The organism is Streptomyces sp. NPDC048484, assembly GCF_040651415.1.
Classification (GTDB): Bacteria; Actinomycetota; Actinomycetes; order Streptomycetales; family Streptomycetaceae; genus Streptomyces.
This window is the reverse complement of record NZ_JBEZJY010000006.1, coordinates 113658-136109: the sequence shown is the minus strand read 5'-3', so window position 1 is coordinate 136109 and position 22452 is coordinate 113658. Positions and strand designations below refer to the sequence as shown.

At 71.2% G+C, this 22452-nt stretch carries 22 protein-coding genes; 9 read left to right on the top strand and 13 right to left on the bottom strand.

Annotated features, from left to right (window positions below; all coding sequences use genetic code 11):
* Positions 1-99: 99 nt before the first annotated feature.
* A complete protein-coding gene (locus AB0D14_RS08160) occupies positions 100-708 on the top strand; it encodes a hypothetical protein (protein WP_362775989.1) in 609 nt (202 codons plus the stop codon).
* A 48-nt stretch (positions 709-756) separates the two neighbouring features.
* Here the strand turns inward: AB0D14_RS08160 and AB0D14_RS08155 are convergent, their stop codons facing one another.
* Positions 757-1278 (bottom strand): hypothetical protein, encoded by a 522-nt coding sequence (locus AB0D14_RS08155; protein WP_362775987.1) that lies wholly within the window; start codon positions 1276-1278, stop codon positions 757-759.
* Between the two features lie 55 nt (positions 1279-1333).
* Here AB0D14_RS08155 and AB0D14_RS08150 point away from each other — a divergent pair, with 55 nt between their 5' ends.
* On the top strand, positions 1334-2074 hold the full coding sequence (locus AB0D14_RS08150) for a 3-keto-5-aminohexanoate cleavage protein (RefSeq protein WP_362775985.1): 741 nt from the start codon (positions 1334-1336) through the stop codon (positions 2072-2074).
* Between the two features lie 138 nt (positions 2075-2212).
* Here the strand turns inward: AB0D14_RS08150 and soxR are convergent, their stop codons facing one another.
* The gene (soxR, locus tag AB0D14_RS08145) at positions 2213-2725 is read right to left on the bottom strand and encodes a redox-sensitive transcriptional activator SoxR (RefSeq protein ID WP_362775984.1); all 513 of its coding nucleotides are present in this window, start codon (positions 2723-2725) and stop codon (positions 2213-2215) included.
* A 161-nt stretch (positions 2726-2886) separates the two neighbouring features.
* Between soxR and AB0D14_RS08140 the strand changes: the two genes are divergently transcribed.
* Positions 2887-3348 (top strand): MaoC family dehydratase, encoded by a 462-nt coding sequence (locus tag AB0D14_RS08140; RefSeq protein ID WP_362775982.1) that lies wholly within the window; start codon positions 2887-2889, stop codon positions 3346-3348.
* 85 nt (positions 3349-3433) lie between these two features.
* Here AB0D14_RS08140 and AB0D14_RS08135 read toward each other — a convergent pair whose 3' ends face one another.
* From AB0D14_RS08135 to AB0D14_RS08125, 3 genes are all read right to left on the bottom strand, one after another.
* The gene (locus tag AB0D14_RS08135) at positions 3434-4060 is read right to left on the bottom strand and encodes a TetR/AcrR family transcriptional regulator (RefSeq protein WP_362775981.1); all 627 of its coding nucleotides are present in this window, start codon (positions 4058-4060) and stop codon (positions 3434-3436) included.
* 73 nt (positions 4061-4133) lie between these two features.
* Positions 4134-4421 carry a YiaA/YiaB family inner membrane protein gene (locus tag AB0D14_RS08130; protein ID WP_362775979.1) on the bottom strand — a complete coding sequence of 96 codons (288 nt, stop codon included), beginning with the start codon at positions 4419-4421 and terminating at the stop codon, positions 4134-4136.
* Positions 4422-4593: 172 nt separating this feature from the next.
* Positions 4594-5745, bottom strand: a complete 1152-nt coding sequence (locus tag AB0D14_RS08125; RefSeq protein ID WP_362775977.1) for an acyl-CoA dehydrogenase family protein — start codon at positions 5743-5745, stop codon at positions 4594-4596.
* Between the two features lie 145 nt (positions 5746-5890).
* On the opposite strand from AB0D14_RS08125, the gene AB0D14_RS08120 reads away from it, so the two are divergent.
* From AB0D14_RS08120 to AB0D14_RS08110, 3 genes are all read left to right on the top strand, one after another.
* Entirely contained in the window at positions 5891-6526 is a 636-nt protein-coding gene (locus AB0D14_RS08120; RefSeq protein ID WP_362775975.1) for a TetR/AcrR family transcriptional regulator, read from the top strand.
* Positions 6527-6634: 108 nt separating this feature from the next.
* Positions 6635-7369: a winged helix-turn-helix domain-containing protein gene (locus AB0D14_RS08115; RefSeq protein WP_362775974.1), complete on the top strand. Its 735-nt coding sequence runs from the start codon at positions 6635-6637 to the stop codon at positions 7367-7369.
* Positions 7370-7506: 137 nt separating this feature from the next.
* The gene (locus AB0D14_RS08110; RefSeq protein ID WP_362776205.1) at positions 7507-8604 is read left to right on the top strand and encodes a DMT family transporter; all 1098 of its coding nucleotides are present in this window, start codon (positions 7507-7509) and stop codon (positions 8602-8604) included.
* Here AB0D14_RS08110 and AB0D14_RS08105 read toward each other — a convergent pair.
* The 8 genes from AB0D14_RS08105 to AB0D14_RS08070 form a co-directional block, all read right to left on the bottom strand.
* Complete coding sequence (locus AB0D14_RS08105) at positions 8601-9683, bottom strand: Zn-dependent alcohol dehydrogenase (RefSeq protein WP_362775972.1); 1083 nt, start codon at positions 9681-9683, stop codon at positions 8601-8603. The genes AB0D14_RS08110 and AB0D14_RS08105 overlap by 4 nt on opposite strands.
* Before the next feature lie 47 nt (positions 9684-9730).
* Complete coding sequence (locus AB0D14_RS08100) at positions 9731-11119, bottom strand: aldehyde dehydrogenase family protein (protein WP_362775970.1); 1389 nt, start codon at positions 11117-11119, stop codon at positions 9731-9733.
* Between the two features lie 168 nt (positions 11120-11287).
* A complete protein-coding gene (locus AB0D14_RS08095) occupies positions 11288-11755 on the bottom strand; it encodes a DUF3574 domain-containing protein (protein ID WP_362775969.1) in 468 nt (155 codons plus the stop codon).
* Positions 11756-11937: 182 nt separating this feature from the next.
* Positions 11938-13173, bottom strand: coding sequence for an MFS transporter (locus tag AB0D14_RS08090; protein ID WP_362776203.1), 1236 nt, complete (start codon positions 13171-13173; stop codon positions 11938-11940).
* 50 nt (positions 13174-13223) lie between these two features.
* Entirely contained in the window at positions 13224-14717 is a 1494-nt protein-coding gene (locus AB0D14_RS08085; protein ID WP_362775967.1) for a citrate:proton symporter, read from the bottom strand.
* 122 nt (positions 14718-14839) lie between these two features.
* The gene (locus AB0D14_RS08080) at positions 14840-17149 is read right to left on the bottom strand and encodes a molybdopterin oxidoreductase family protein (RefSeq protein ID WP_362775965.1); all 2310 of its coding nucleotides are present in this window, start codon (positions 17147-17149) and stop codon (positions 14840-14842) included.
* 150 nt (positions 17150-17299) lie between these two features.
* The gene (locus AB0D14_RS08075) at positions 17300-17920 is read right to left on the bottom strand and encodes a TetR/AcrR family transcriptional regulator (RefSeq protein ID WP_362775964.1); all 621 of its coding nucleotides are present in this window, start codon (positions 17918-17920) and stop codon (positions 17300-17302) included.
* An 87-nt stretch (positions 17921-18007) separates the two neighbouring features.
* On the bottom strand, positions 18008-18643 hold the full coding sequence (locus tag AB0D14_RS08070; RefSeq protein ID WP_362775962.1) for a nuclear transport factor 2 family protein: 636 nt from the start codon (positions 18641-18643) through the stop codon (positions 18008-18010).
* A 229-nt stretch (positions 18644-18872) separates the two neighbouring features.
* Between AB0D14_RS08070 and hmgA the strand changes: the two genes are divergently transcribed.
* The 3 genes from hmgA to AB0D14_RS08055 all read left to right on the top strand — a co-directional run bounded on the left by hmgA (position 18873) and on the right by AB0D14_RS08055 (position 22408).
* Positions 18873-20321: a homogentisate 1,2-dioxygenase gene (gene hmgA, locus AB0D14_RS08065; protein ID WP_362775960.1), complete on the top strand. Its 1449-nt coding sequence runs from the start codon at positions 18873-18875 to the stop codon at positions 20319-20321.
* Between the two features lie 96 nt (positions 20322-20417).
* Positions 20418-21167, top strand: a complete 750-nt coding sequence (locus AB0D14_RS08060; RefSeq protein ID WP_362775959.1) for a GntR family transcriptional regulator — start codon at positions 20418-20420, stop codon at positions 21165-21167.
* A gap of 41 nt (positions 21168-21208) precedes the next feature.
* On the top strand, positions 21209-22408 hold the full coding sequence (locus AB0D14_RS08055; RefSeq protein ID WP_362775957.1) for a type ISP restriction/modification enzyme: 1200 nt from the start codon (positions 21209-21211) through the stop codon (positions 22406-22408).
* Positions 22409-22452 lie beyond the last annotated feature (44 nt).

Sequence of the window (22452 nt, the reverse complement as noted above, 5' to 3'; positions counted from 1 at the left end):
GCCGAATCGCGTGTCGATACGTCTATTCGGCGACGTCCTTACGACGACGACGCCGAAGTGACCGAAGTACAGGTGCAGGTGTGACGGAGGTGCAGGGCGATGGCGGGATTCCGGAGTCTGGCGAGACAGGTGCGCGACCCGAGGAGCGATCTGGCACTGCGGCGCTATTCACTGCGCAAGTGCCTTGAGCGGTTCGCTCCTTACGGTCACCGGGCGACCTGGGACCATCTGTGCTCCCGGGCCGGGTTCGGCCCCGAGGACCGGTCCCCCGATCCGGCGCGGCTCGTGGCCGCACTGGACGAACTGGAGGAGGCCCGCTCCGTCTGGCTCACCTACGAGGCCGGCTTCGCCCAGCGCCGCAAGAAGGAGAAGCACGACGGTCTGCGCAGCCCCGGCAGCGTGGACGACTGGCACCGGCTCACCTGGGGCGGTTTCGGAGTCGCCTGGTGCGACGATCCCCGGGTCCACCCCCACGGGCCGCTGGCCGAGGTGCTGCGCCGGCTGATCGCCGCCCTGGAGCGCGAGCCGGGCGCCGTCTGCCCGGTCTGCACGGGCGAGGGCCTCGTCTGGAAGTACGACCTGGCCCACGAGCCGTCCTCGGGCCCGGTCTGCACGGCCTGCGGAATCGTGGTCCCACGGCCGGTCCTCACCCCCGAGGCCCTGGCGGACTGCAGGAGAGGACACCTGCTTGTGGCCGTCGCGAGTTAGGAGACGCCGGGGGTGCGCCGACGGAACCGCACCCCCGCGCGAATGTGCTTACGGAACCTGGACGTCGGTGTGGATGGCGAGTTTGAACTCGGCGAGTATCAGCGGCGCGGAGATCTTCACGTCCCCCGCGCCACGCACGGATATCTTCAGGCTGACCGGTGTGTCCGGGTGGACGAACATCTGCCACATGTAGGACCGGTACTGGCCGCCGCGGGTGGGTGAGCAGTCGGTGGTGGCCGTCGAGTTGTAGCCCGCCGTCGTGAGGTTCAGCGGGTCGCGGACGAAGCGCGCCCGGTACTCCAGGCCGTTGGCGTCCGCCTCCCAGAAGACCAGCGCGGACAGTACGCCCCAGCCGTCGTGGCTCGGCCAGATGAGGCCCGAGCGCGGGTCGGGGAACGCCGACGCGGCGCTGCCGCCCTTCGCCGGGTCGTGCATGCTCCAGCGGTCGTACTGCTCCTCCCCCGTGACGTACGGGAAGCGCACGAGGTGGTACCCGTCACTGTCGTACGTGATCTGCTGGGCCCCCGTGTGCGCGGCTTCCCATTTGAGCGAGCATATGGCCAGGCTCATCGCCTGTTCCCCTTTCGATCTACGGCTGTCAGTGCCGCCTGGCACCATCGGGGGCATGGTGCAGGTCTGTGTGAACGGGGGGCGTGGCTCCGGCGACGGTGCGCTCGTGCCGCTGTCGCCGAAAGCGATGGCCGGCTCCGCGGCGGAAGCCGTCGCGGCCGGGGCGTCGGACATCCATGTCCATCCCAAGTCCCCCTGTGGAGAAGACACCCTGTCGTCGAAAGCGGTTGCGGCGGCATTGGTCGAAATCCGGTCATGTGTGGCCGTTCCCGTCGGAGTGACCACCGGCGCCTGGGCCGAGCCCGATCCGGCGGCCCGCGTCGCCCGCGTCCATGAGTGGAGCGTCCTGCCCGACCACGCCTCGGTCAACTGGCACGAGCCGGGCGCGGAGGAGGTCGCCGCGGCGCTCCTGGAGCGGGGCGTGGGCGTGGAGGCCGGCATCTGGTCCGGCACGGACGGGGCCGCGCGGTTCGCGGCGTCACCGCTCGGGCCGCGGGTGCTGCGCGTACTGGCGGAGGTGACGGACCCCGATCCACGCTCGGCCGAGGACACGGCCCGGCAGCTTTTGGCCGCGCTCGGCACCGCGCACGGCCGCCCCGTCCTGCTGCACGGGGAGGACGGCGGCGCCTGGCCCGTGCTGCGCCTCGCCGCGCGTCTCGGCCTGGCGACGCGCATCGGCCTGGAGGACACCCTGGTCCTGCCGGACGGCGCACGGGCCGCCTCGAACGCCCGGTTGGTGACGGAGGCCCTGGCCCAGTACGGGTCCGTGACGGGGTTCTCCGAACGGCGGCCGTGACGTCAGCAGGTGACGCGCGGTACGGGCGGCAGGCAGTACGGGCGGCCTGGCGTACAGGTGACCCGCGGTTCAGGTGACCCGGAGCACGAGCGATACGCGGTACCAGTGATACGGGGCGGAGGGCGTCCGGGGGCTGCCTCAACGGCAGCTTCCGGGCTCCTTCTGCTGCTCAGGCGTCCGTCGCCCGCGCTGTCCACCGCGCTCCACCATGAGACGGGAGCCGCTCTGCCGCTCACCGAAGACGTCGTCGGGATTGGACAGCACGCAGTTCTCCAGGGAGAGGCAGCCGCAGCCGATACAGTCCGTGAGATGGTCGCGCAGACGGCCCAGCTGCTTGATCCGTTCGTCGAGTTCGGAGCGCCAGGCCTCCGAGAGCCGGGCCCAGTCCTCCCGCGTCGGCGTGCGCTCCTCGGGGAGTTCGGAGAGCGCGTCACGGATCGTGGCCAGCGGGATGCCGACGCGCTGCGCGGCCCGTACGAAGGCGACCCTGCGCAGGGCGTCACGGTGGTAGCGGCGCTGATTGCCCGCGGTGCGGCGGCTGCTGATCAGGCCCTTGGACTCGTAGAAGTGCAGGGCCGAGACGGCTGCTCCGCTGCGGGCCGACAGCTGGCCGACCGTGAGTTCATGGATCTTCTCGGGAATCTGGGGCACCTCTCCAACCCTACCCAGCCCGTCACCCCGCCGGTCCGTTGACAGGGGGTCCGCCGACGACCATGCTAAGCAGTTGCTTAGCATGGTGCCGCGAGGCACTTCGAGATACTTCGAGATACTTCGAGACCCTTCCAGACACAGCGACGCGAGAGGCCAGGGACATGGCAGAGCCGAGGATCTTCACGTCCGCCGAGGAACTGAAGGCGGCGGTGGGAGAGCAGTTGGGGCACAGCGACTGGCTGGAGGTCGACCAGAAGCGGATCGATCTGTTCGCCGAGGCGACGGGTGACCACCAGTGGATCCACGTGGACCCGGAGAAGGCGGCGGCCGGCCCGTTCGGGACGACGATCGCCCACGGGTACCTGACGCTTTCGCTGCTTCCCGCGCTCGTGCCGCAGATCATGCGGGTCGAGGGCATGAAGATGGGGGTCAACTACGGGAGCAACAAGGTGCGGTTCCCGGCGCCTGTTCCCGTGGGATCCCTGGTTCGGGCCACGGCCGTGCTGAAGGAGGTCACCGAGGCCGGCGGGGGTGTACAGGTGACCGCCGCGGTGTCGGTGGAACGTGAGGGTGGCGACAAGCCTGTCTGTGTGGCCGAGTCGGTGTCCCGGTACTACTTCTGACTCTCGGTACTGCTTTCCGACTGGCCGGGGGCCCTGCCTGGCCGTGGGCCCTGCCTGGCCAGGGGCCGCCCCGTCGGGGCGGCCCCTACTCCTTGAAGCCGACCATCCTCAGCACCAGGTCCGCGTACAGGTCGCCGACCATTTCCGGGGTGCGGGGGCCGTTCACGTTGAACCAGCGGGCCACGTCGATGCACAGGGACAGCACTGCGAGTGTGGTGCCCGGCACGTCCGGGACGTCGAAGTCCCCCGCGGCCACGCCGTCCTCGATGATCGCGCGCACCTCGGCATCGACCTGGCGACGCAGGGCGATGATCTCCGCGCGGGCGTCAGTGCCGAGCGAGTCCAGTTCGTACTGCACGACCCGTGCGGTGGTGCGGCCGCCGGCGTGCCAGCGGACGAAGGAGCTCACGGCGTCGGCCAGCCGCTCGGCCGGGCTGCCCTCACGGCCGCCCGCGGTCCGCAGGATGTCGAGGGCCTTCTCGTGGCCGATCCTGCTGATCCGGTGGAGCAGCTCTTCCTTGGTCTTGTAGTGGATGTAGAGCGCCGCCGGGCTCATCCCCGCCCGGCCCGCGATGTCGCGGGTCGTCGTCGCGTGGTACCCGCGCTCGGCAAAGGCCTCCACGGCGGCGACGAGCAGCCGCCGGGCCGCGTTCGGGGTGACCTCGGCCCACGGCTGCATCTCGCCGTCGACCGTCTCCTCCGCCGCACTCATCGCTCGCTCGCCCCTTCCAGTGCCAGGACGAACACCATACCTCCGATACTGAGCGAGCGCTTAGAGTGCCCGCTCAGAGCTTCTCGAAGGGGTCGTGGTCGGCGAGGATCTTCTCCAGGCGGGCCTGGTCGACACGGCTGATGATCTGCCCGGCCTCCTGCCGGTCCCGGATCACCTTGGCGAGGGTGAACGCGGAGGTGACGAGGTACAACACGGCGATTCCCAGGAAGGCGCGCACCCAGGTGTTGACGTCCAGCTTGAAGATGCCGATGGAGGTGGCGACGGTGGCGACGCCGAACGAGGCGACCGCCTGCCCGTAGAAGGCGGCGGTGGACTGCTGCTTGACCGGTGTCTCACTCATGCGACCAGGATCGGCGGTGGCGGCCGGCGCCACATCCGCTCACGTACTCACTTCGCGTACTCACTTCGCGTACTCACTTCACACACGCACGTCACGTCCTCACGGCGTCACGCACGCACGTCCCATACTCCCGTGACGCACGCACGTCACGCACGTCACGCACGTCACGCACTCAGAACGCCGAAACCCCGGTCAGTGCCCGCCCGATGACCAGTTTCTGTATCTGGCTGGTGCCCTCGTAGAGCGTCATCACCCGGGCGTCGCGCAGCAGCTTTCCGGCCGGGTACTCGTCGATGTAGCCGTAACCGCCGAAGACCTGGAGCGCGTTGTTCGCGGCGCGTACCGCGGCCTCCGAGGCGAAGAGCTTGGCCTTCGAGGACTCGGTGGCGAACGGCTCGCCGCGGTCGACGAGATCGGCGACGCGCCAGGTGAGCAGCCGTGCCGCGTCCACGTCCACGGCGATGTCGCTGATCAGTTCCTGTACGAGCTGGTGCCGGGCGATGACCTTCCCGAACTGCTCGCGCCCGGTCGCGTACGACACGGCGGCCTCCAGCGCCGCCTGGGCGATCCCCACACAGCCCGCCGCCACCGACATCCGGCCCTTGGCCAGCGCCGACATGGCGACGGCGAAGCCCTTGCCCTCGGGGCCGAGCATCGCCGAGGCGGGTACGCGGACGTCCTCCAAGAACAGCTCGGCGGTGGCCTGGCCGCGCAGTCCGAGCTTGCCGTGGACTGCGCGGCGGGTCAGACCGGGCGTGTCGGTCGGCACCAGGAAGGCGGAGATGCCCTTGTGGCCGGGGGCGTCGGTCGAGCGGGCGAAGAGCAGCGCCACGTCCGCCCAGGTCCCGTTGGTGATGAACATCTTGGTGCCGCTGATGAGGTAGTCGTCGCCGTCGCGCACGGCCTTCGTCGACAGGTTGCCCGCGTCGGAGCCGGTGCCCGGTTCGGTGAGGCCGAAGCAGCCGACGTACCCGCCGGAGGTGAGCCCCGGCAGCCACTGCCTCTTCTGCTCCTCGCTGCCCCAGGAGGCGATGGTCTTGGCGACGAGTCCGAGCGACACCGAGACGATGCCCCGGACCGAGGAGTCGCCCCGGCCCAGCTCCTCCGTCACCAGGCAGTACGCGAGGTGGTCACCGCCGGAGCCGCCGTACTCCTCGTCGACGGTGAGGCCGAGGAAGCCGACCTCGCCGAGCTTCTTGACGATCGAGCGGTCGACGCCCTCCGCCCGGTCCCAGGCGATCACGTGCGGGGTGATCTCGCGCGCGACGAAGTCCCTGGCCAGCCGCCGGACAGCGGTCTGCTCCTCGCTGAGTTCCAGGTTCATGACGATCCACCCCTGCCTGACGGCCGTGACGCGTGACGCGTGACGATAGGACGTGACGCAAGACGGACGTATAAGACGTGACGTAACAACTGCAGCTTTAAATTAGCACTGCTAGTTTCTGGTTCGCAGCCCTACTATGTGCGCCATGGCCCGACCGCGCAAGCCCCTCCTCAGCACCGACCGCATCGTCGGGACGGCCCGGACCCTGGTGGACGCCGAGGGGCTCGCCGCGCTCTCGACCCGCAGGCTGGCCGCGGAACTGGGCGTGAGCGGTCCGTCCCTCTACAACCACTTCCGGACGAAGGACCAGATCCTGGAGGCGGTCGCGGACTCCGTGAGCGCGCAGGTCGACCTGTCGATGTTCGAGGACGGCCGGGACTGGCGCACCGCGCTGCACGACTGGGCCCTCTCCTACCGGGCGGCCCTGCGCGACCATCCCAACATCGTCCCCGTCATGGCCCGCGGCCCCGGCCGCCGCCCGGCCGGACTGCGGCTCGCGGACGCCGTCTTCGGCGCGATGGTCGCCGCCGGGTGGCCGGCGGCGCAGGCGACGTCCATCGGGGCGCTGATGCGGTACTTCGTGATGGGGTCCGCGCTCGGTTCGTTCGCCGGCGGTTTCGTGGACGACGAGACGGCGTACGATCCCGCCGACTATCCGCACCTCGGGCAGGCCCACCTGCTCGCCGAGCAACAGGAGAAGATCGACGAGCGGGCCTTCGAGACGGGGCTCACCGCGTTGCTCGACGGGCTGGCCCAGCAGTACGGGGCGCTCCACGGGTAGGGGGCCGTGCACAGGTAGGGGGCCGTGGACGGGCAGGGGGCCGTGCACTGACACGGCGCCGTGCATCGTTCGGTGTTCGCCGAAGTGTGCGTCGCGCATGCTGGGGGCATGACCTTCACACGTTCGGGCCGTACGGGCGGCGTGGCCGCCGGGGCCGCGGGGCTCGCGGGCCTCGCCTCCCTGGTCGCCGACGAGACACGGGCCGGTTTCCTGCTGGCGCTGCTCGACGGGCGGGCGTGGACCGGCGGGGAACTGGCACGGCACGCGGGGGTCGCCGCGTCGACGGCCAGCGAACACCTGGCCAAGCTGGTCGCGGGCGGGCTGCTCGCCGAGGAGCGCCAGGGGCGACACCGTTACGTACGGCTGGCCGACGCCCGGGTGGCCCAGCTCGTCGAGGACCTCGCCGCCCAGGTCACACCGTCGGCCACCGCGCGGCCGCGCACACTGCGCGAGGCAGGCGCCGACAGCGCGATGGCCCGGGGCCGTACCTGCTACGACCATCTGGCTGGCCGTCTCGGCATCGCGGTCACCAACGCGCTCACCGGGCTCGGGCTGCTCCGCCAGGACACCGGGTTCGCGCTCACGGACGAGGGAGTGAGCTGGTTCGACGGCCTGGGCGTCCCCCTCGTACGCACCGGTCGGCGCCCGCTCGCCCGTGCCTGCCTGGACTGGACGGAACGGCGCCCCCATCTCGCGGGGGTCGCGGGCGCCGCGCTGTGCCGGCACACCCTGGACGCGGGCTGGTGCGTCCGCATCGGCTCGGAACGGGCCGTCAAGGTCACGGGGAAGGGGGAACGAATGCTCTCCCACCTGCTGGGGATCCAGGCAGAAACCCTGCGCTGACCCACACCTTCAGGTGCGCGGGGAACCGCGCGACCAGCCCCCACCGGCCCTCGGCCACAACACCACGCCACCGTGGGAGCACCCGGTCCAAAAACCGCGAGCCCTTTCCTCCAGCCCCACCTAGCCTCTGGAACGTGATGACCTCTAGCCCGACCGCCCGCCGTACGGAACTGCTCGCTGCCGCAGCGGCAGGCGTCACCGTACTGCTGTGGGCCTCCGCGTTCGTGTCCATCCGCAGTGCGGGCGAGGCCTATGCGCCCGGCGCGCTGGCCCTCGGGCGGCTGCTCGCCGGGGCGCTGGTCCTCGGAGTGATCTGTGCGATACGCCGGGAGGGGTTGCCGGCGCGGGCAGCCTGGCCGGGGATCGTGGTGTCCGGGCTGCTCTGGTTCGGGCTCTACATGGTGGTGCTCAACTGGGGCGAGCAGAAGGTCGACGCGGGCACCGCCGCCCTGGTGGTGAACATCGGGCCGCTGATCATGGCCCTGCTCGCGGGGTGGCTGCTCAAGGAGGGGCTGCCGTCGCGGCTGCTCGCCGGGATGGCCGTCTCCTTCCTCGGCGCGGCGGTCGTCGGCCTGTCCATGTCGGGAGAGGGCAGCGCGTCCGTGTTCGGTGTGCTGCTCTGTCTGCTCGCCGCGGTCGCGTACGCGGGCGGTGTGGTCGCCCAGAAGCCGGCCCTGCGGCACGGCTCCGCACTGCAGGTGACGACGTACGGATGTGTGATCGGTGCGGTGGCCTGCCTGCCGTTCGCCGGGCAACTGGTCTCCGACGCCCGGGACGCCCCGCTGTCCGCGACCCTCAACATGCTGTATCTGGGCGTCTTCCCGACCGCCCTGGCATTCACCACCTGGGCGTTCGCGCTGGCTCGTACGACGGCCGGACGGATGGGAGCCACGACGTACGCGGTGCCCGCGCTGGTGGTGCTGATGTCCTGGGTGGCGCTCGACGAGGTGCCGCGCTGGATCACGCTCGTCGGTGGTCTGGTGTGTCTCGCGGGGGTGGCGGTCTCCCGGTCCGGCCCCCGGCGCGGCCCCCGGTCCGGGGCGACCGCGACGGCCACGCAGGCCACGCAGGCCACGCAGGCCACGCAGGCCACGCAGGCCACGCAGGCCACGCAGGCCACGCAGGCCACGCAGGCCACGGAGAACGCTCCCGCCGCGGTGGTCGGCGCGGCTCCGGAGTCACGTCCCGAGATACGTCCCGAGCCGCGTCCGGAGCCGCGGTCCGAGACGTCCTAGAACATCACCAGCGCCCGACCGCCCTTGCCCGCCAGCATGTTCTCGAACGCCAGGGGGATGCCGTCCAGGCCGATCCGTCCCGTGACGAGGGCGCCGAGGTCCAGCCGTCCGGCCCGGACATGTTCGGCGAGGATCGGCAGGTCACGGGCGGGATCGGAGTTCCCGTAGACGCAGCCGGAGAGCGTGCGGCCCCAGTGGAAGATCTCCAGCGCGTTGAAGGAGACCTGCTGGTCCTTGCCGCCGATGCCGACGACCGTCGTACGGCCGCCGCGGCGGGTGGACTCCCACGCGGTACGGATCGTGACGGCACGGCCCGCGCACTCCACGGCCACGTCCACACCCTGCTTGCCGGTGAGCCCCCGGATCTCGCGAGCCGTGTTGTCCGAGGCGACCACGTACTCGGTGGCTCCGGCCTCTCGTGCCAGGGCCTCCTTCTCCGGTGACACGTCGACCGCCACGATCGTCGAGGCACCCGCGATCCGCGCGGCCTGGACAGCGGCGAGTCCGACCCCGCCGACTCCGAAGACCGCCACCGTCTCGCCGGGGCGGACCTGGGCCGAGTAGTGCACAGCTCCGAAGCCGGTCAGTACGGCGCAGCCGAGCAGGGCGGCGTCCGTCAGGGGAATCCCGGCCGGTGCCGGCAGCACGCACGCGGCCGCCACCACCGTCTCCTCGGCGAACGCGGCGACGTTCAGCCCGGGGTGGAGATCCGTCCCGTCGGAGGAGCGGTGTGCGTAGACGTTGGCGGCCCCCGCCAGCGCGTTGGCGCACAGCCACACCTCCCCCAGCGAGCAGGCGTGGCAAGCTCCGCAGGCCGGAGCCCAGTTGAGCACCACCCCGTCGCCGGGCGCGACCTGCTCGACCCCGGGGCCGACGGAGACGACGGTCCCCGCTCCCTCGTGGCCGAGTACGGCGGGCACCGGCACCCGCATGGTGCCGTCGGTGAGTGAGAGGTCCGAGTGACAGACCCCGGCGGCGGCGAGGCGGATCCGCACCTGCCCGGGGCCGGGCTCCGGCAGGTCGATCTCGGTGATCTCCAGCGGAGACCCTACGGCGGACAGGACAGCGGCACGGGCCATGGCGTACAACGCTCCTGGGACTCTGGAACTTCAGAACTGGAGGGACTTCAGAACTGGAGGGACTTGGTCTGGAGGTACTCGGACAGTCCGTGCGAGCCCAGCTCGCGCCCGACGCCCGACTGCTTGTAACCACCGAAGGGAGCCCGGGGGTTGAAGCGTCCGCCGTTGATGTCGACCTGCCCGGTGTCCAGGCGCCGCGCGAAGGCCACGGCCTCCGTCTCGTCACCGGCCCAGACCGCGCCCGCGAGCCCGTACACCGTGCCGTTCGCGATCCGCAGGGCGTCCGCCTCGTCCTCGTACCGGATGATCGACAGGACGGGGCCGAAGATCTCCTCCTGGGCGATCGCCATGTCGGGTGTGACATCCGCGAAGACGGTCGGCCTGACGAAGTACCCCTGTTCCCGGGGGGCTTCGGGGCCGCCCGCGACCAGTCGCGCGCCCTCGGTGACACCCTTCTCGATGTAACCCCGCACCCGTTCCCGCTGTTTGGCGTTGACGACCGGTCCGATGCGCTCGCCGTACTTCGCGGCGGCTTCGGCGGCCAGGGAGACCGCCTCGTCGTACTGCGCGTCATGCACCAGCATGCGGGTCCAGGCGCTGCACGTCTGGCCGGAGTTGGACATCACGTTGGCCACGCCGACGTTGACCGCCTTGGCCAGATCGGCGCTCGGCAGGATGACGTTGGCGGACTTGCCGCCCAGTTCCAGGGCGACCCGCTTGACGGCCGCGCCCGCCGTCGCGCCGATCTGCCGGCCGACGGCCGTCGAGCCCGTGAAGGAGACCAGGTCCACGCCCTCGTGCTCGGCGAGCGCCTGGCCCGCGACCGGGCCGAGACCGGTGACGAGGTTGAAGACCCCGGCCGGTACGCCCGCCTCATGGACCGCCTCGGCGAAGAGCTGCGCGGTCAGCGGGGTGTCCTCGGCGGGCTTCAGCACGACCGTGCAGCCGGCCGCCAGGGCCGGGGCGACCTTGGCGACGATCTGGTGCAGCGGATAGTTCCAGGGCGTGATCGCACCGACCACGCCGACCGGTTCCAGGTAGACGGTCGAATTCCCGACCTTCTCCTCGAAGGCGTAGGAGGCGGCGAGGTCGGCGTACGAACCGGCCACCGCGATCGGCGCCCCGACATGCACCGCCTGGGAGAACTTCAGCGGCGAGCCGAGCTCGGCGGTGACCGTCTCGGCGATCTCGTCCTTGCGGGCGGCGAGGACGTCCCGGAGTGCGCCGATCCGCTCGGCGCGCTCGGCGGGCGCGGTGGCGGCCCAGGCCGGGAAGGCGTCACGCGCAGCGCGAACGGCGGCGTCGACGTCCTCGATCGTGCCCGCCGGGACAAGGGCGATGACCTGCTCGTCGGCCGGGTTCACCACGGCGATCGTGTCCGCCCCGGCCGCGGGGCGCCACTCGCCGTCGATGTACATGCCGTCGTGTGCCTTCATGCGTTCCTCCCGGAAGGGGGCGTCGTCGTCCGCCACTCAACCTAGCCGTCGTCCGCGCCACAAACTAGCGGCGTTAGTTTTGTGGCGCCAGAGGCTCCGGCCCGCCAGAGGCTCCGGCCGCCGGTGGCTCCGGCCCGGGGAAGACGCAAGCTCTGAGTCAAGCCGGTCTCAGAAGTCCGCGCGGGTCGGTTCGTCCAGTCTGGCCACGGACTCCTGGCCGAACTCCTCCTCGTAGGCGTCGCGGATCCGCTCGATCCCCGGGTCGGCCGCACGCGCCTGCCCCGCCGGATACAGCAGGATCAGCTCGTACGACCGCTCGCGCTCGATGGTGCCGTTCCGGTCCCGCCACTGCCCGCGCCCGTCCTGCACGGTGAGCCCGTCCGGGAAGGCCGGGGTGACCTTGCGGTCGACGAAGCCCATGAACTGCCCGTCGGTGACGGCCGGGCCTCCGTCGGGGCGCTCGGTACCGAAGAACAGACGGGTCTCGACGTACGCCGCGCCCCTGACCGTCGGAACGGCCTCCCGGGGCTTGTCCTCGGTGAGCGTGGCGTACGCGACCGGGGCGCCGGCGAACAGCAGGGCCGTTGCGGTGGCGGCGGCGAGGCGGGGGCGGATGCGGGTGATGTCCATGGTCATGGAGGCATGACTAGCGGGCCTCGGACTTCCAGGCCCGGCAGGCGCGCCGGGGCCGGGCAGATCCGGACGCGTTGCTGGTGGAATCGATCCCGTTGCTGGTCGAAGCGGACGCTGTGCTGGTCGAAGACGAACAGAAGCCGCGCACTCACCGGCGGCCGCGTCCCGTTCCGCGTTTGTCGGGTTCAGGCGCGGCTGCCGGGTTCAGACGCGGCCACGGTCTCCTCCCGGCTCCCGGCCGTTTCGGGTCCGGCGGCGGGGCGGCCCTGCCGCAGCCCCAGTCCCGAGGCGATCATCAGCAGCGCTCCGAGCATCACGAACGGCGCGGCCACGCCCGCGACTCCGGCGATCAGGCCCGCGGCGGCAGGCGCGGCGACCTGGCCGAGCCGGTTGCCGGTCAGCCGCAGCGCGAGGGCCGTGGAGCGGGCGTCGTCCGGAGCGGCCTGGACGACCGTGGTCATGGACAGGGGCTGGCCGACGCCCAGACAGAAGCCGAGCACGGCGAGGATCACGGCGAGGCCCCAGACCGGCATGGGCAGTGCGATCCCCGCGCACAGCAGGGCTGCCAGCAGACAGGTCGTGGTGAGCAGCGCGGCCCGGCCCAGCAGCCGCAGCATCGGCGTCATCACCAGCCGGCAGGCGATGGTCGCCGCCGCGCGCAGACTGAGCAGCAGGCCGATCACGGAGGGCGCGATGCCCCGGTGCTCGCCGACCACCGGCAGGTACGCGGTGAGGATGTCCGTCGCGGAGAGCACGGCGAGGCTGATGAAGATGCCCGCGGGTACGCCCCGGGTACGCAGGATGCGGTACACGGGCACGCGTTCGCCCTGTCCGGTACGGGACGTGGACGGCGTACGGTGCTCGATGCGCCACAGGGAGACGAACGAGACCGCCGCGACGCCGCCCGCGACCAGCAGGGCGAGGGCGCTGGTGCCCGCCATGTCGGGCCCGCCGATCAGGGCGCCCGCGGCGATCGGTCCGACGAGCTGGCCGAGTGAGGCCCCGATGGTGAAGTGGCCGAAGTTGCGGTCCTGTTCGTGCGGCGCGGACTGCCGGGCCACGAGCGACTGGGCGCCGATCACGAAGGAGAGGTGTCCGAGGCCCATCACACCGCTCCAGGCCGCCATCGTGACAAGGGAGTCGGCCGTACCGCTGAGGGCGCAGCCCCCGGCTATGAGGACGACGCCGACCGGGAGCAGCGGGGCGCAGCGGCCGTGGTCGGTCCTGCGTCCGAGCGGTACGGCTGCGAAGAGCGGCAGCAGCGCGTACACCCCGGCGATCACACCGATCGCCCGCTCGTCGGCGCCCAGCGCGAGGGCCCGGTAGGAGACGGCGGGCCGCGCCATGGACACCGCCCCCTGCGCGAAGCTGAAGGCGATGACCAGGCGGAGCAGCCAGCCGCGGTTCCCACCGGGCCTCACCGTGACGTTCTTCATCGGAGCGCCACGGGACATGTTCGGATAGCCATGGCTCAGATGATGCCGAACAGGATTCCGGCGCCGAGCACCACGAGCGAGGTGAGCGCTGCCCACTTGACCACGAACTTGGTGTGGTCGCCGAAGTCGACCTTGGCCATGCCGACCAGGACGTACACGGCCGGGACCAGCGGGCTCGACATGTGCAGGGGCTGGCCGACGAGGGAGGCGCGGGCGATCTCCAGCGGCGAGACGCCGTGCGCGGCACCGGCCTCGGCGAGGACCGGCAGGACACCGAAGTAGAAGCCGTCGTTCGACATGAAGTAGGTGAGCGGGAGGCTCAGGACGCCGGTGACGATGGCCATGTGCGGGCCCATGCCGTCGGGGATGCCGTCGACGAGCCACTTGGCCATGGAGTCGACCATGCCGGTGCCCTGGAGGACGCCGGTGAAGACGGCGGCGGCGAAGACCATGCCGGAGACGTTGAGGACGTTGTCGGCGTGGGCCGCGAGACGTTCCCGCTGCTCCGGGATGTTCGGGAAGTTGACCGTCAGGGCGAGCGCGGCGGCGAGCAGGAACAGGACCGGGATCGGCAGCAGTTCCATGATCATGGCAACGAGGAGGACCGCCGTGAGCAGCGCGTTGAACCAGTACAGCTTGGGACGCAGCGTCGGGCGGTTCGGGTCCAGGCCCTGGAGGCGTACGTCCTGCTCCTCCTCGGCGTCGTCACCGTCGGAGGCGTCGGTGCCGGCGCCGGCACCACCCGTGGTCTTGGTGAAACGCACCTTGCCGTCACCCGGGCCGCCGGAGACACCGGCTCCCGCGCCGACCAGCACCGTCTCGCTCTCGGTCTCGGTCTCGGCCCTGGTCTCGGAGATCCCGGTCTCCTGCTGCTCCTTCTGCTGCTCCTTCTCCAGCACGTCGGCCAGGCTCAGCACGCCGAGCCGCTTGCGCTCGCGAAGGCCGAGGACGTACGAGAGGGCGATCACGGCGACCAGGCCGACGGCGAGCGCCGGGATCATCGGGACGAAGATGTCGCCGGCGTCGAGCTTGAGCGCGGTGGCGGCGCGGGCCGTCGGGCCGCCCCAGGGCAGGGTGTTCATCACGCCGTTGGCGGTGGCGGCGACACCGGTCATCACCACGAGGCTCATCTTGAGGCGTTTGTACAGCGGGTACATCGCCGAGACCGTGATCATGAAGGTGGTCGAGCCGTCGCCGTCCAGGGAGACGATAGCGGCGAGCAGGGCCGTGCCGACGACGATGCGCAGCGGGTCGGCCTTGCAGAACTTGAGGATGCCCCGGACGATCGGATCGAAGAGGCCGACGTCGATCATGACGCCGAAGTACACGATGGCGAACATCAGCATCGCGGCGGTGGGCGCGAGGGTGCCCACCCCTTCGATGACGTAGTCGCCGAGATGCGCGCCCTTTCCGACGAACACGCAGAAGAGTGCCGGAATCAGCACGAGCGCCGCGATCGGCGACATCTTCTTCATCATGATCAGGACCAAGAAGGTCGCGATCATGGTGAAGCCGAGGATGGTCAGCATGAGTGGATACCTAACGTTCGCCCTTGAACTTCCACCAGGGACAGCGGTTCGAGTGACGTTAGGGCGGGTCCACAAGTCTTAACAAGATGTTGACACGAGAGCAATAAGCGCAAAACTCCTGGTCACAGCGTTGTGCCTGTTGGCGCGATATCGATGGGCACGCCATTGAGGACCGCCGTGCCGGACAGCGGGTCGAGCAGGCTGCCGTCCAGGAGCTGGTTGACGTTGACGCCGGGGTCCTCGGCGGCGTGGCGCAGCCGGGTGCCGGGCCGGTCGTGTCCCCAGCCGTGCGGCAGGCTCACGACCCCGCGTCGTACGGAGTCGGTGATCTCGGCGGGTGCGACGACCTCTCCCCCGGCCCCCTTCACGCGTACCGGTGCCCCGTCGGTGACGCCGAGTCGTTCGGCGTCGTCGGGGTGGATGTGCAGGGTGCAGCGGTTGGTGCCGCCGGTGAGGGCGGGGATGTTGTGCATCCAGCTGTTGTTGGACCGCAGATGGCGGCGGCCGACCAGGACGAGGCCCTCCGGGCGTCGGCGCAGTGCGTCCCTGAGGCGTGGGAGGTCGTCGGCCAGCGGCTGCGGGAGCAGTTCGACGAGTCCGCTGCGGGTCTTGAGGGGGCCGGGCAGGCGCGACTGGAGCGGCCCGAGGTCGATACCGTGCGGCCGGTCCAGCAGCTTCTCCAGGCTCAGGCCCTCGGGGCGTGCGCCGAATCCGTCGCCGTACGGGCCGAGCCGCAGCATCATGTCGAGGCGCCGCTCGGGGCCGGTGTCACCGGTGAGGGCGGCGGCGAGCTCCCGGGGGTCGCGGCCGTGCGCCGGGGAGTGCTGTTCCTTGACGGCCTTGCCGAGAGTCTGGTCGATGACCAGGGCGTCGACGGCGGAGGGGTCGGCGCCGTGCATGCCGGTCGCGGCGAGGACGAGCCGGGCCAGGATCTCCGTCTCGGCCATCCTGCCGGGCTCCAGGGGGACAGCGGCCCGGGTGTAGCGGACCTGGTTGCGTACCGCGAGGGTGTTGAAGGCGAAGTCGTGGTGCGGGCTCTGCGAGGGCGGGGGCGGCGGCAGCACGACGTCGGCGTGGCGCGAGGTCTCGTTCAGGTACGGGTCGACACTGACCATGAAGTCGAGCGAGCCGAGGGCCTTGTCGAGGCGGTCGCCGTCCGGGGCGGACAGGACCGGGTTGGCGGCGATCACGACGAGGGCGCGGACGGGCTCGCCCTCGGCGGTCGCGGTGTCGATCTCCTCGGCGAGCGCGGCCAGCGGCAGTTCACCCTTGGCCTCCGGGTGGCGGCTCACGCGGCTGTGCCAGCGGCCGAGCGCGAACCCGCGGCCGGGCCCGGCGGGGCGGGGCGTGCGGTCCGTGGCGGCCTGCGGGAAGAGGGCGCCGCCCGGCCGGTCGAGGTTGCCGGTGAGGATGTTGAGGACGTCGACCAGCCAGCTGGCCAGGGTGCCGTGCGGGACGGTGCAGCTGCCGATGCGGCCGTATACGGCGGCGGTGGGCGCGGCGGCCAGTTCGCGGGCCAGCGCCCGGATCGTGTCGGCGTCGACGTCACAGGCCTCGGCGGCGGCCTCGGGAGTGAAGTCCCGTACGGCGTCGGCGAGTTCGTCGAGACCCTGCACCAGGTCACGGAGGCCGCCGAGGTCGGTGAGCCGCTCGTCGAAGAGGACGTGCGCCATCGCCGCCAGGAGCAGCGCGTCGGTGCCGGGGCGGACGGCGACATGCCGGTCGGCGAGCTTGGCGGTGCGGGTGCGGCGGGGGTCGATGACCGTCAGCGTGCCGCCGCGCGCCTTGAGAGCCTTGAGTTTGCCGGGGAAGTCGGGGGCGGTGCACAGGCTCCCGTTGGACTCCAGGGGGTTGGCGCCGATCAGCAGCAGGTGGTCGGTGTGGTCGAGATCGGGTACGGGGATCGCGTTGGCGTCGCCGTAGAGGAGGCCGCTGGAGACGTGCTTGGGCATCTGGTCGACGGTGGACGCGGTGAAGATGCTGTGCGTGCCGAGTCCGGCGAGCAGGACGGTCGGATAGAGCGCGCCGGCCATGGTGTGCACGTTCGGGTTGCCGAGGACGGCTCCGACGGAGTGCGGCCCGTACCGCTCGACTACCGGCCGCAGTCCGGCGGCGACCGCGTCGAAGGCCTCCTCCCAGGTGGCCTCGTGCAACTCGCCGTCCTTGCGCACCAGCGGGGCCCGCAGCCGGTCCGGGTCACTGTCGGCGGCTCCGAAGGACGCTCCCTTCGGGCAGATGAATCCCTGGCTGAACACGTCGTCGCGGTCCCCGCGCGCGCTCGTCACCCGGGTCCCCTCGATGGTGAGCGTCAGCCCGCAGGTGGCCTCGCAGAGCGGGCAGATGCGCAGCGCTGTGTGGGAGTCGGGGATGGTGGACACGGGTCCTCCCGGAGGGGATGGCGGCGACGGTGACACACTGACCGGACCGAGCATACTGACCGGTATGCTCGGTGGGGAGGGGTCTCGGGGGCCACGTCGGAAATTCGCGGACCGCGCAGGCATCCGTGAGGGCCCGCCGGGATGTGCGCGCCGCACGATCCATGAGGGCCCGCCGGAGTGTGCGCGGGCCGCACGATCCATGGGTCAGTCGAGCGAGCGCGACAGATACGCCCGCAGCAGTTCCCGTGTCTCGTCCATGACTCGCTCGTCGCCCGACGGGTCGAGGCGGAAGGCGAGCTGGACGAGGGTGTCGGCGGCCTCGACGGCGATGAGGAAGGTGCGCCGGAGGTCGTCGTCGGGAACGCGGTCGAGATAGGCGGAGAGCATCTCGGTCAGGCGGTCGGCGACGCGGGTGTTGGGTTCGGCGTCGCGGGTGCCGACGGGTATCTGGTTGCCGAAGTCGACGAGGGCGAACCCGGGCGCGGTGCGCTTCATCGCGAGGTACTCGTCGAGGACCGCGTCCATGGCCGTCCGCCAGCCCGCTCCGCCACCGGTCTCCTGGAGGCGACGCGTGACCCGGTCGGTGTAGATGTCGAGGTTGCGCTGGGCGAGCGCGTCGGCCATGGCCCGCTTGTTGCCGAAGAACCGGTAGACGGACCCGATGGGCACCCCGGCGCGCAGGGCGACCGCGCGCGTGCTCAGCGCGTCGTAGCCGACCTCGTCCAGGAGATCGGCGCAGGCGTCGAGGATACGGGTGAGTCTTTCGGCGCTACGGCGCTGGACGGGCGCACGGCGCAGCGAGGTCGCATGGGGCACGGGCTTCATGATGCCTCTCCGCCGGGGTCCGGTGAAACCTTGCCCTTGGGTACGAAGTCGGTGCCCATACCACTCATCCATCGGTGTCCGTGCGACTCACCCACCGGCGCCCATACCGCTCGTCACGGGCCGTGCGGCATCGGTCGTGTAGGCCGGAGGCGGTGAGCCACCGGACGCGGAGGCCGGAGGCGGCGGGTCGGTCGTCGTCCGCTCCTCGTGCGTGGGGCCCGGGTCGGACACGGTGATGTCGGCCGTGCTGCCGACGGGCTTTCCGTCGACGGCCCACACCGTGTCGTCGTCGGCGTGCAGGCGCACGGTCACCTGGTGGGTCCCGCGCGGGACGACGTGGCCCGCGAGATGGTGGTCCGGGCCGCGAAGGACGGAGAGGGGGCGGTCGTCCAGCCGGAGCAGGGCGTAGCCGAGGCCCGGTTCGGCCGTCTTCTCCTTGCCGGCCGGCGAGAAGCGGAAGTGGTGGACGGTCAGCCGGACGTCCCAGCCGTCGTCGGCGTCGGGCTGTATCTCGATCGCGACCTCTGGTGCGCTCTTCTTGTCGACCTCACGGTAGTGACGCCCCTCCTCGTCCGTGTTCTTCAGCACCTTGCCCACCGGGGACGGCCTCACCTCGTCGCCCTCGCGCGCGTCGCCGGATCCGCAGCCTGTCGCCCCGGTGAGCAGAGCGCCGAGCAGGGCACAGACCGCGAGCGAAATGAGACGTACGCGCGTCCACGACATGCCCGGGAGATTAGAGCACCGCTCCGCCAGCCGAATCCCCCTTGAGTCGGGTCTTGGGCACCACTCCTGCGCACCACTCCTGGGCACTGCTCCTGTGCACCACTCCTGGGCGCCACCGCGGGCCTGGCGCGATCGCACCGCCTCCCGCCAGGCCCGGGAGCCTCCCCCTTGCGCACCGATTCACCGAATCCTACGGTGATGCATAGGAATCGGGAACGAGGGAGCGATCATGAGCGGGGACGCGCGGAACGGCGCCGAGGCACGGACGAAGACCGCCGAGGCACTGCGGAAGACCGCCGAGGCGCTGACGTATCTCTCCGGGTTCGGCAACGAACACAGTTCGGAGGCGGTGCCGGGCGCGCTCCCGATCGGCCGCAACTCGCCGCAGCGGGTCCCGCTCGGGCTGTACGCGGAACAGCTGAGCGGGTCGGCGTTCACCGAGCCGAGAGCGCACAACCGCCGCTCGTGGCTGTACCGGATCCGTCCGTCGGCCGCGCATCCCGCGTTCACCCGCGCCGACAACGGCACCCTGCGCACGGCCCCCTTCACGGAGTCGGTGCCGGACCCGAACCGGCTGCGCTGGAACCCCCTGCCGGAACCCTCGCCCGGTACCGACTTCCTGGCGGGCCTGTGGACCCTCGGCGGCAACGGCGACGCCACCCAGCGCACGGGCATGGCCGTGCACCTCTATCACGCCAACTCCTCGATGGAGCGGGTGTTCAGCGACTCCGACGGCGAGCTGCTGATCGTGCCGGAGCGGGGCGGGCTGCTGCTGCGCACCGAGTTCGGGCTGCTGCATGTGGAGCCGGGACATATGGCGCTGATTCCTCGTGGGGTGCGCTTCCGTGTGGAGCTGCCGGCCGCCGCGTCCGACGACGGGCAGAACACGTACCCGTCCGCCCGGGGGTATGTGTGCGAGAACTACGGGGCGCCCTTCCAGCTCCCCGACCTCGGCCCGATCGGCGCCAACGGCCTCGCCAACGCCCGGGACTTCCGGGCTCCGGTCGCCGCGTACGAGGACGACGGGGTCGACGGGGTCGACGGGGTCGACGGGGTCGACGGGGAAACGGCGGGGCCGGTGCAGGTGGTCAACAAGTTCTGCGGCAACCTCTGGACGGCGACGTACGACCACTCGCCCCTGGATGTCGTCGCCTGGCACGGCAACCATGTGCCGTACGTCTATGACCTGCGCCTTTTCAATGTGCTCGGCACCATCAGCTACGACCATCCCGACCCGTCGATCTTCACCGTGCTGACGTCGCCGTCCGACACTCCGGGTCTGGCCGGCGTCGACTTCGTGGTCTTCGCGCCGCGCTGGCTGGTAGGAGAGGACACCTTCCGGCCGCCCTACTTCCACCGGAACGTGATGAGCGAGTACATGGGGCTCATCGAGGGCGCCTACGACGCGAAGACCGCCGGGGAAGGGGGGTTCGTGCCGGGCGGCGGTTCGCTGCACAACATGATGTCGGCGCACGGCCCCGACCGGGAGACCTTCGAGCGGGCCAGCGCCGCCGAGCTGCGGCCGCAGAAGGTCGACGACGGTCTGGCCTTCATGTTCGAGACGCGCTGGCCGGTCACCGCCACCGCGCAGGCCGCCCGGGCGGAACACCTGCAGACCGCGTACGACGACGTGTGGCAGGGCCTCCGGCGTCACTTCCGGCCGGCCGGCCGCCCGTGACCGGCCCTCGCCCCGCCCCTCACCGCCCGGGACCACCCATGACCAGCTCATGACCACCCGTTGCACCGAACGTCCGCGACCGGTACGGATACCCTCGTGACCTCCTTCGCGCCGGACTCGATCGTCCTCAACCGCAAGCTGCCGCTCTGGTATCAGGTGTCGCAGTCCCTGCGCGCCTCGATACTCGGACGGGCGCCGCAGGATCCCCTGCGCCTGCCCACCGAGGAACGGCTGGCGGAGCACTACGGGGTGAGCGTGCTGACCATGCGGCAGGCGCTCAAGGAGCTGGAGGACGAGGGGCTCATCTCCCGCCACCGCAGGCGCGGCACGTTCATCGAGCCGAGCGCCACGCGGGGTGCGCCGGTCCGCCTCCTCGGCTCGGTGGACGCCATCGTGGCCCAGCAGTCGGGCATGACGACCGAGCTGCTGGACCATGGAAGCGAGCCCGTGTCGGGCGAACTCTCCGAGCACTTCCCCGACCTGGCGGAGGTGGCGACGTACCACCGGCTGCGCAGCGACGAGAAGACCGGTGAACCGAACAACCACGCGCGCAACTACGTCCGGCCGGAGCTCGCGGACCTGTTCGACCCCGAGGACCTGGTCCGCTGGCCCATGACCAAGGTCCTGCGGGATGTCGTGGGGGCGCGAATCGGCCAGATCACCGACACCGTGGAGGCACGGCTCGCCGACCCGGAGACCGCCAGACTGCTCCAGGTCCCGCTGCTCAGCCCGATCCTGCACTACACGGGCGTCGTGCACGGCGAGGACGGCCGGGCGCTGGACGTGGCCCGTATCCACTATCGGGGCGACCGTTTCTCGTTCACGGTCACCCTCGACGCCCACTGACCGTGCGGGGCCCGGCCGCCGGCCAAGGCCCACGTCGTACGATGCCGAGCGTGACGCACGACGACGCTCCGCTGCTCGCGGACCTCATGCCGTGGTCCGTCGCACCTCCCCGGCTGGGCCGGGCGTGGCCGGCGGCGCCCGATGCGGCGTCCCTGAAAGCGCGGTGGGACGCCCTCGTGAAGGCCGAGGGGCCGGACCGCGAGGCGTTGTTCGGCGCCACGCGCGCGCGGACCCCGCACTCGGCGGTGACGCAGTTGCCCGGCCAGTCCTCCGGAACGGGCCGACTGGCGCGCGCGTCGGGCCCCTGCGCGGAGCCGGTACGGGTCATGGTCGGGCCGTTCGACGAGCAGTGGCTGATCCCCGACCACCGGCTGATCGACGCGGCACGGCCGGAGCTCTGGCGGGTCGCGGACGAACACCAGGCGTTCACAGTCGAGCAGACACCCGCCCCCGGCGGCCCGCCCCTCCTGATCGCGTCCGTCCTGCCAGTGGTCCCGCCCCGGCCGAAGACCATCGCCTCGGCCCGCCCCGGCCGTATCCGCCCCCTGTACCGGCGCCCCGGCGGCCTCGAACCGAATCTGGCACCGGGCCTGCTGAACCTCCTGGCCGAGCGCCTCGGGCACGCCCCCACCCCGCTCGACGTCCTCGCCTGGACGGTCGCGGTCACCGGACCGGGGCCGGACGGACCCGTCGTTCCCCTCACGTCCGACCCCGAACTGTGGTCGCGCGGAACCGAGTTGGGTCACCGCATGCTGTGGCTGATGCGCCGCGACGGCGAGCGCCCCAAGCTCCCCGGCGGCCGCCGCCCCTACGTACGAGCCCCGCTCCCGCCCTTCCCCCTCGAACCGCGCTACGACCGCGACGAGGAGACCCTCCACCTCGACGAGGGCCGCATCTCCCCCGTGCCCCCTGCCGCCTGGGACTTCGAGGTCGGCGGTGTCCGTGTCCTGGAACAGTGGTTCAGCGCCCGGATCACCCGCCCCGAGCCCGGCACACTGGAGGCCGTCCGCCCCACCACCTGGCCCCAGACCTGGACATCGGAACTGCTGGAAACAGTCACGGTGCTGACCCTGCTGTCCGAACTACGCCCGCAGCAAGCCGAGTTGACGATGCGGTCCCCTCTCACCACAACCGCCCTGCGCAAGGCGGGCGTACTCCCGCCCCCCGACTCCACCCGCCACCCAGCCTCAGTCCTGGACCACCCCGAGGAGGGCCCGGAGGGCCAGTTCGCCCTGCTCTGACCCGGCAGGGGCGCGGGGAACGGCGCGACCAGCCACAACGCACC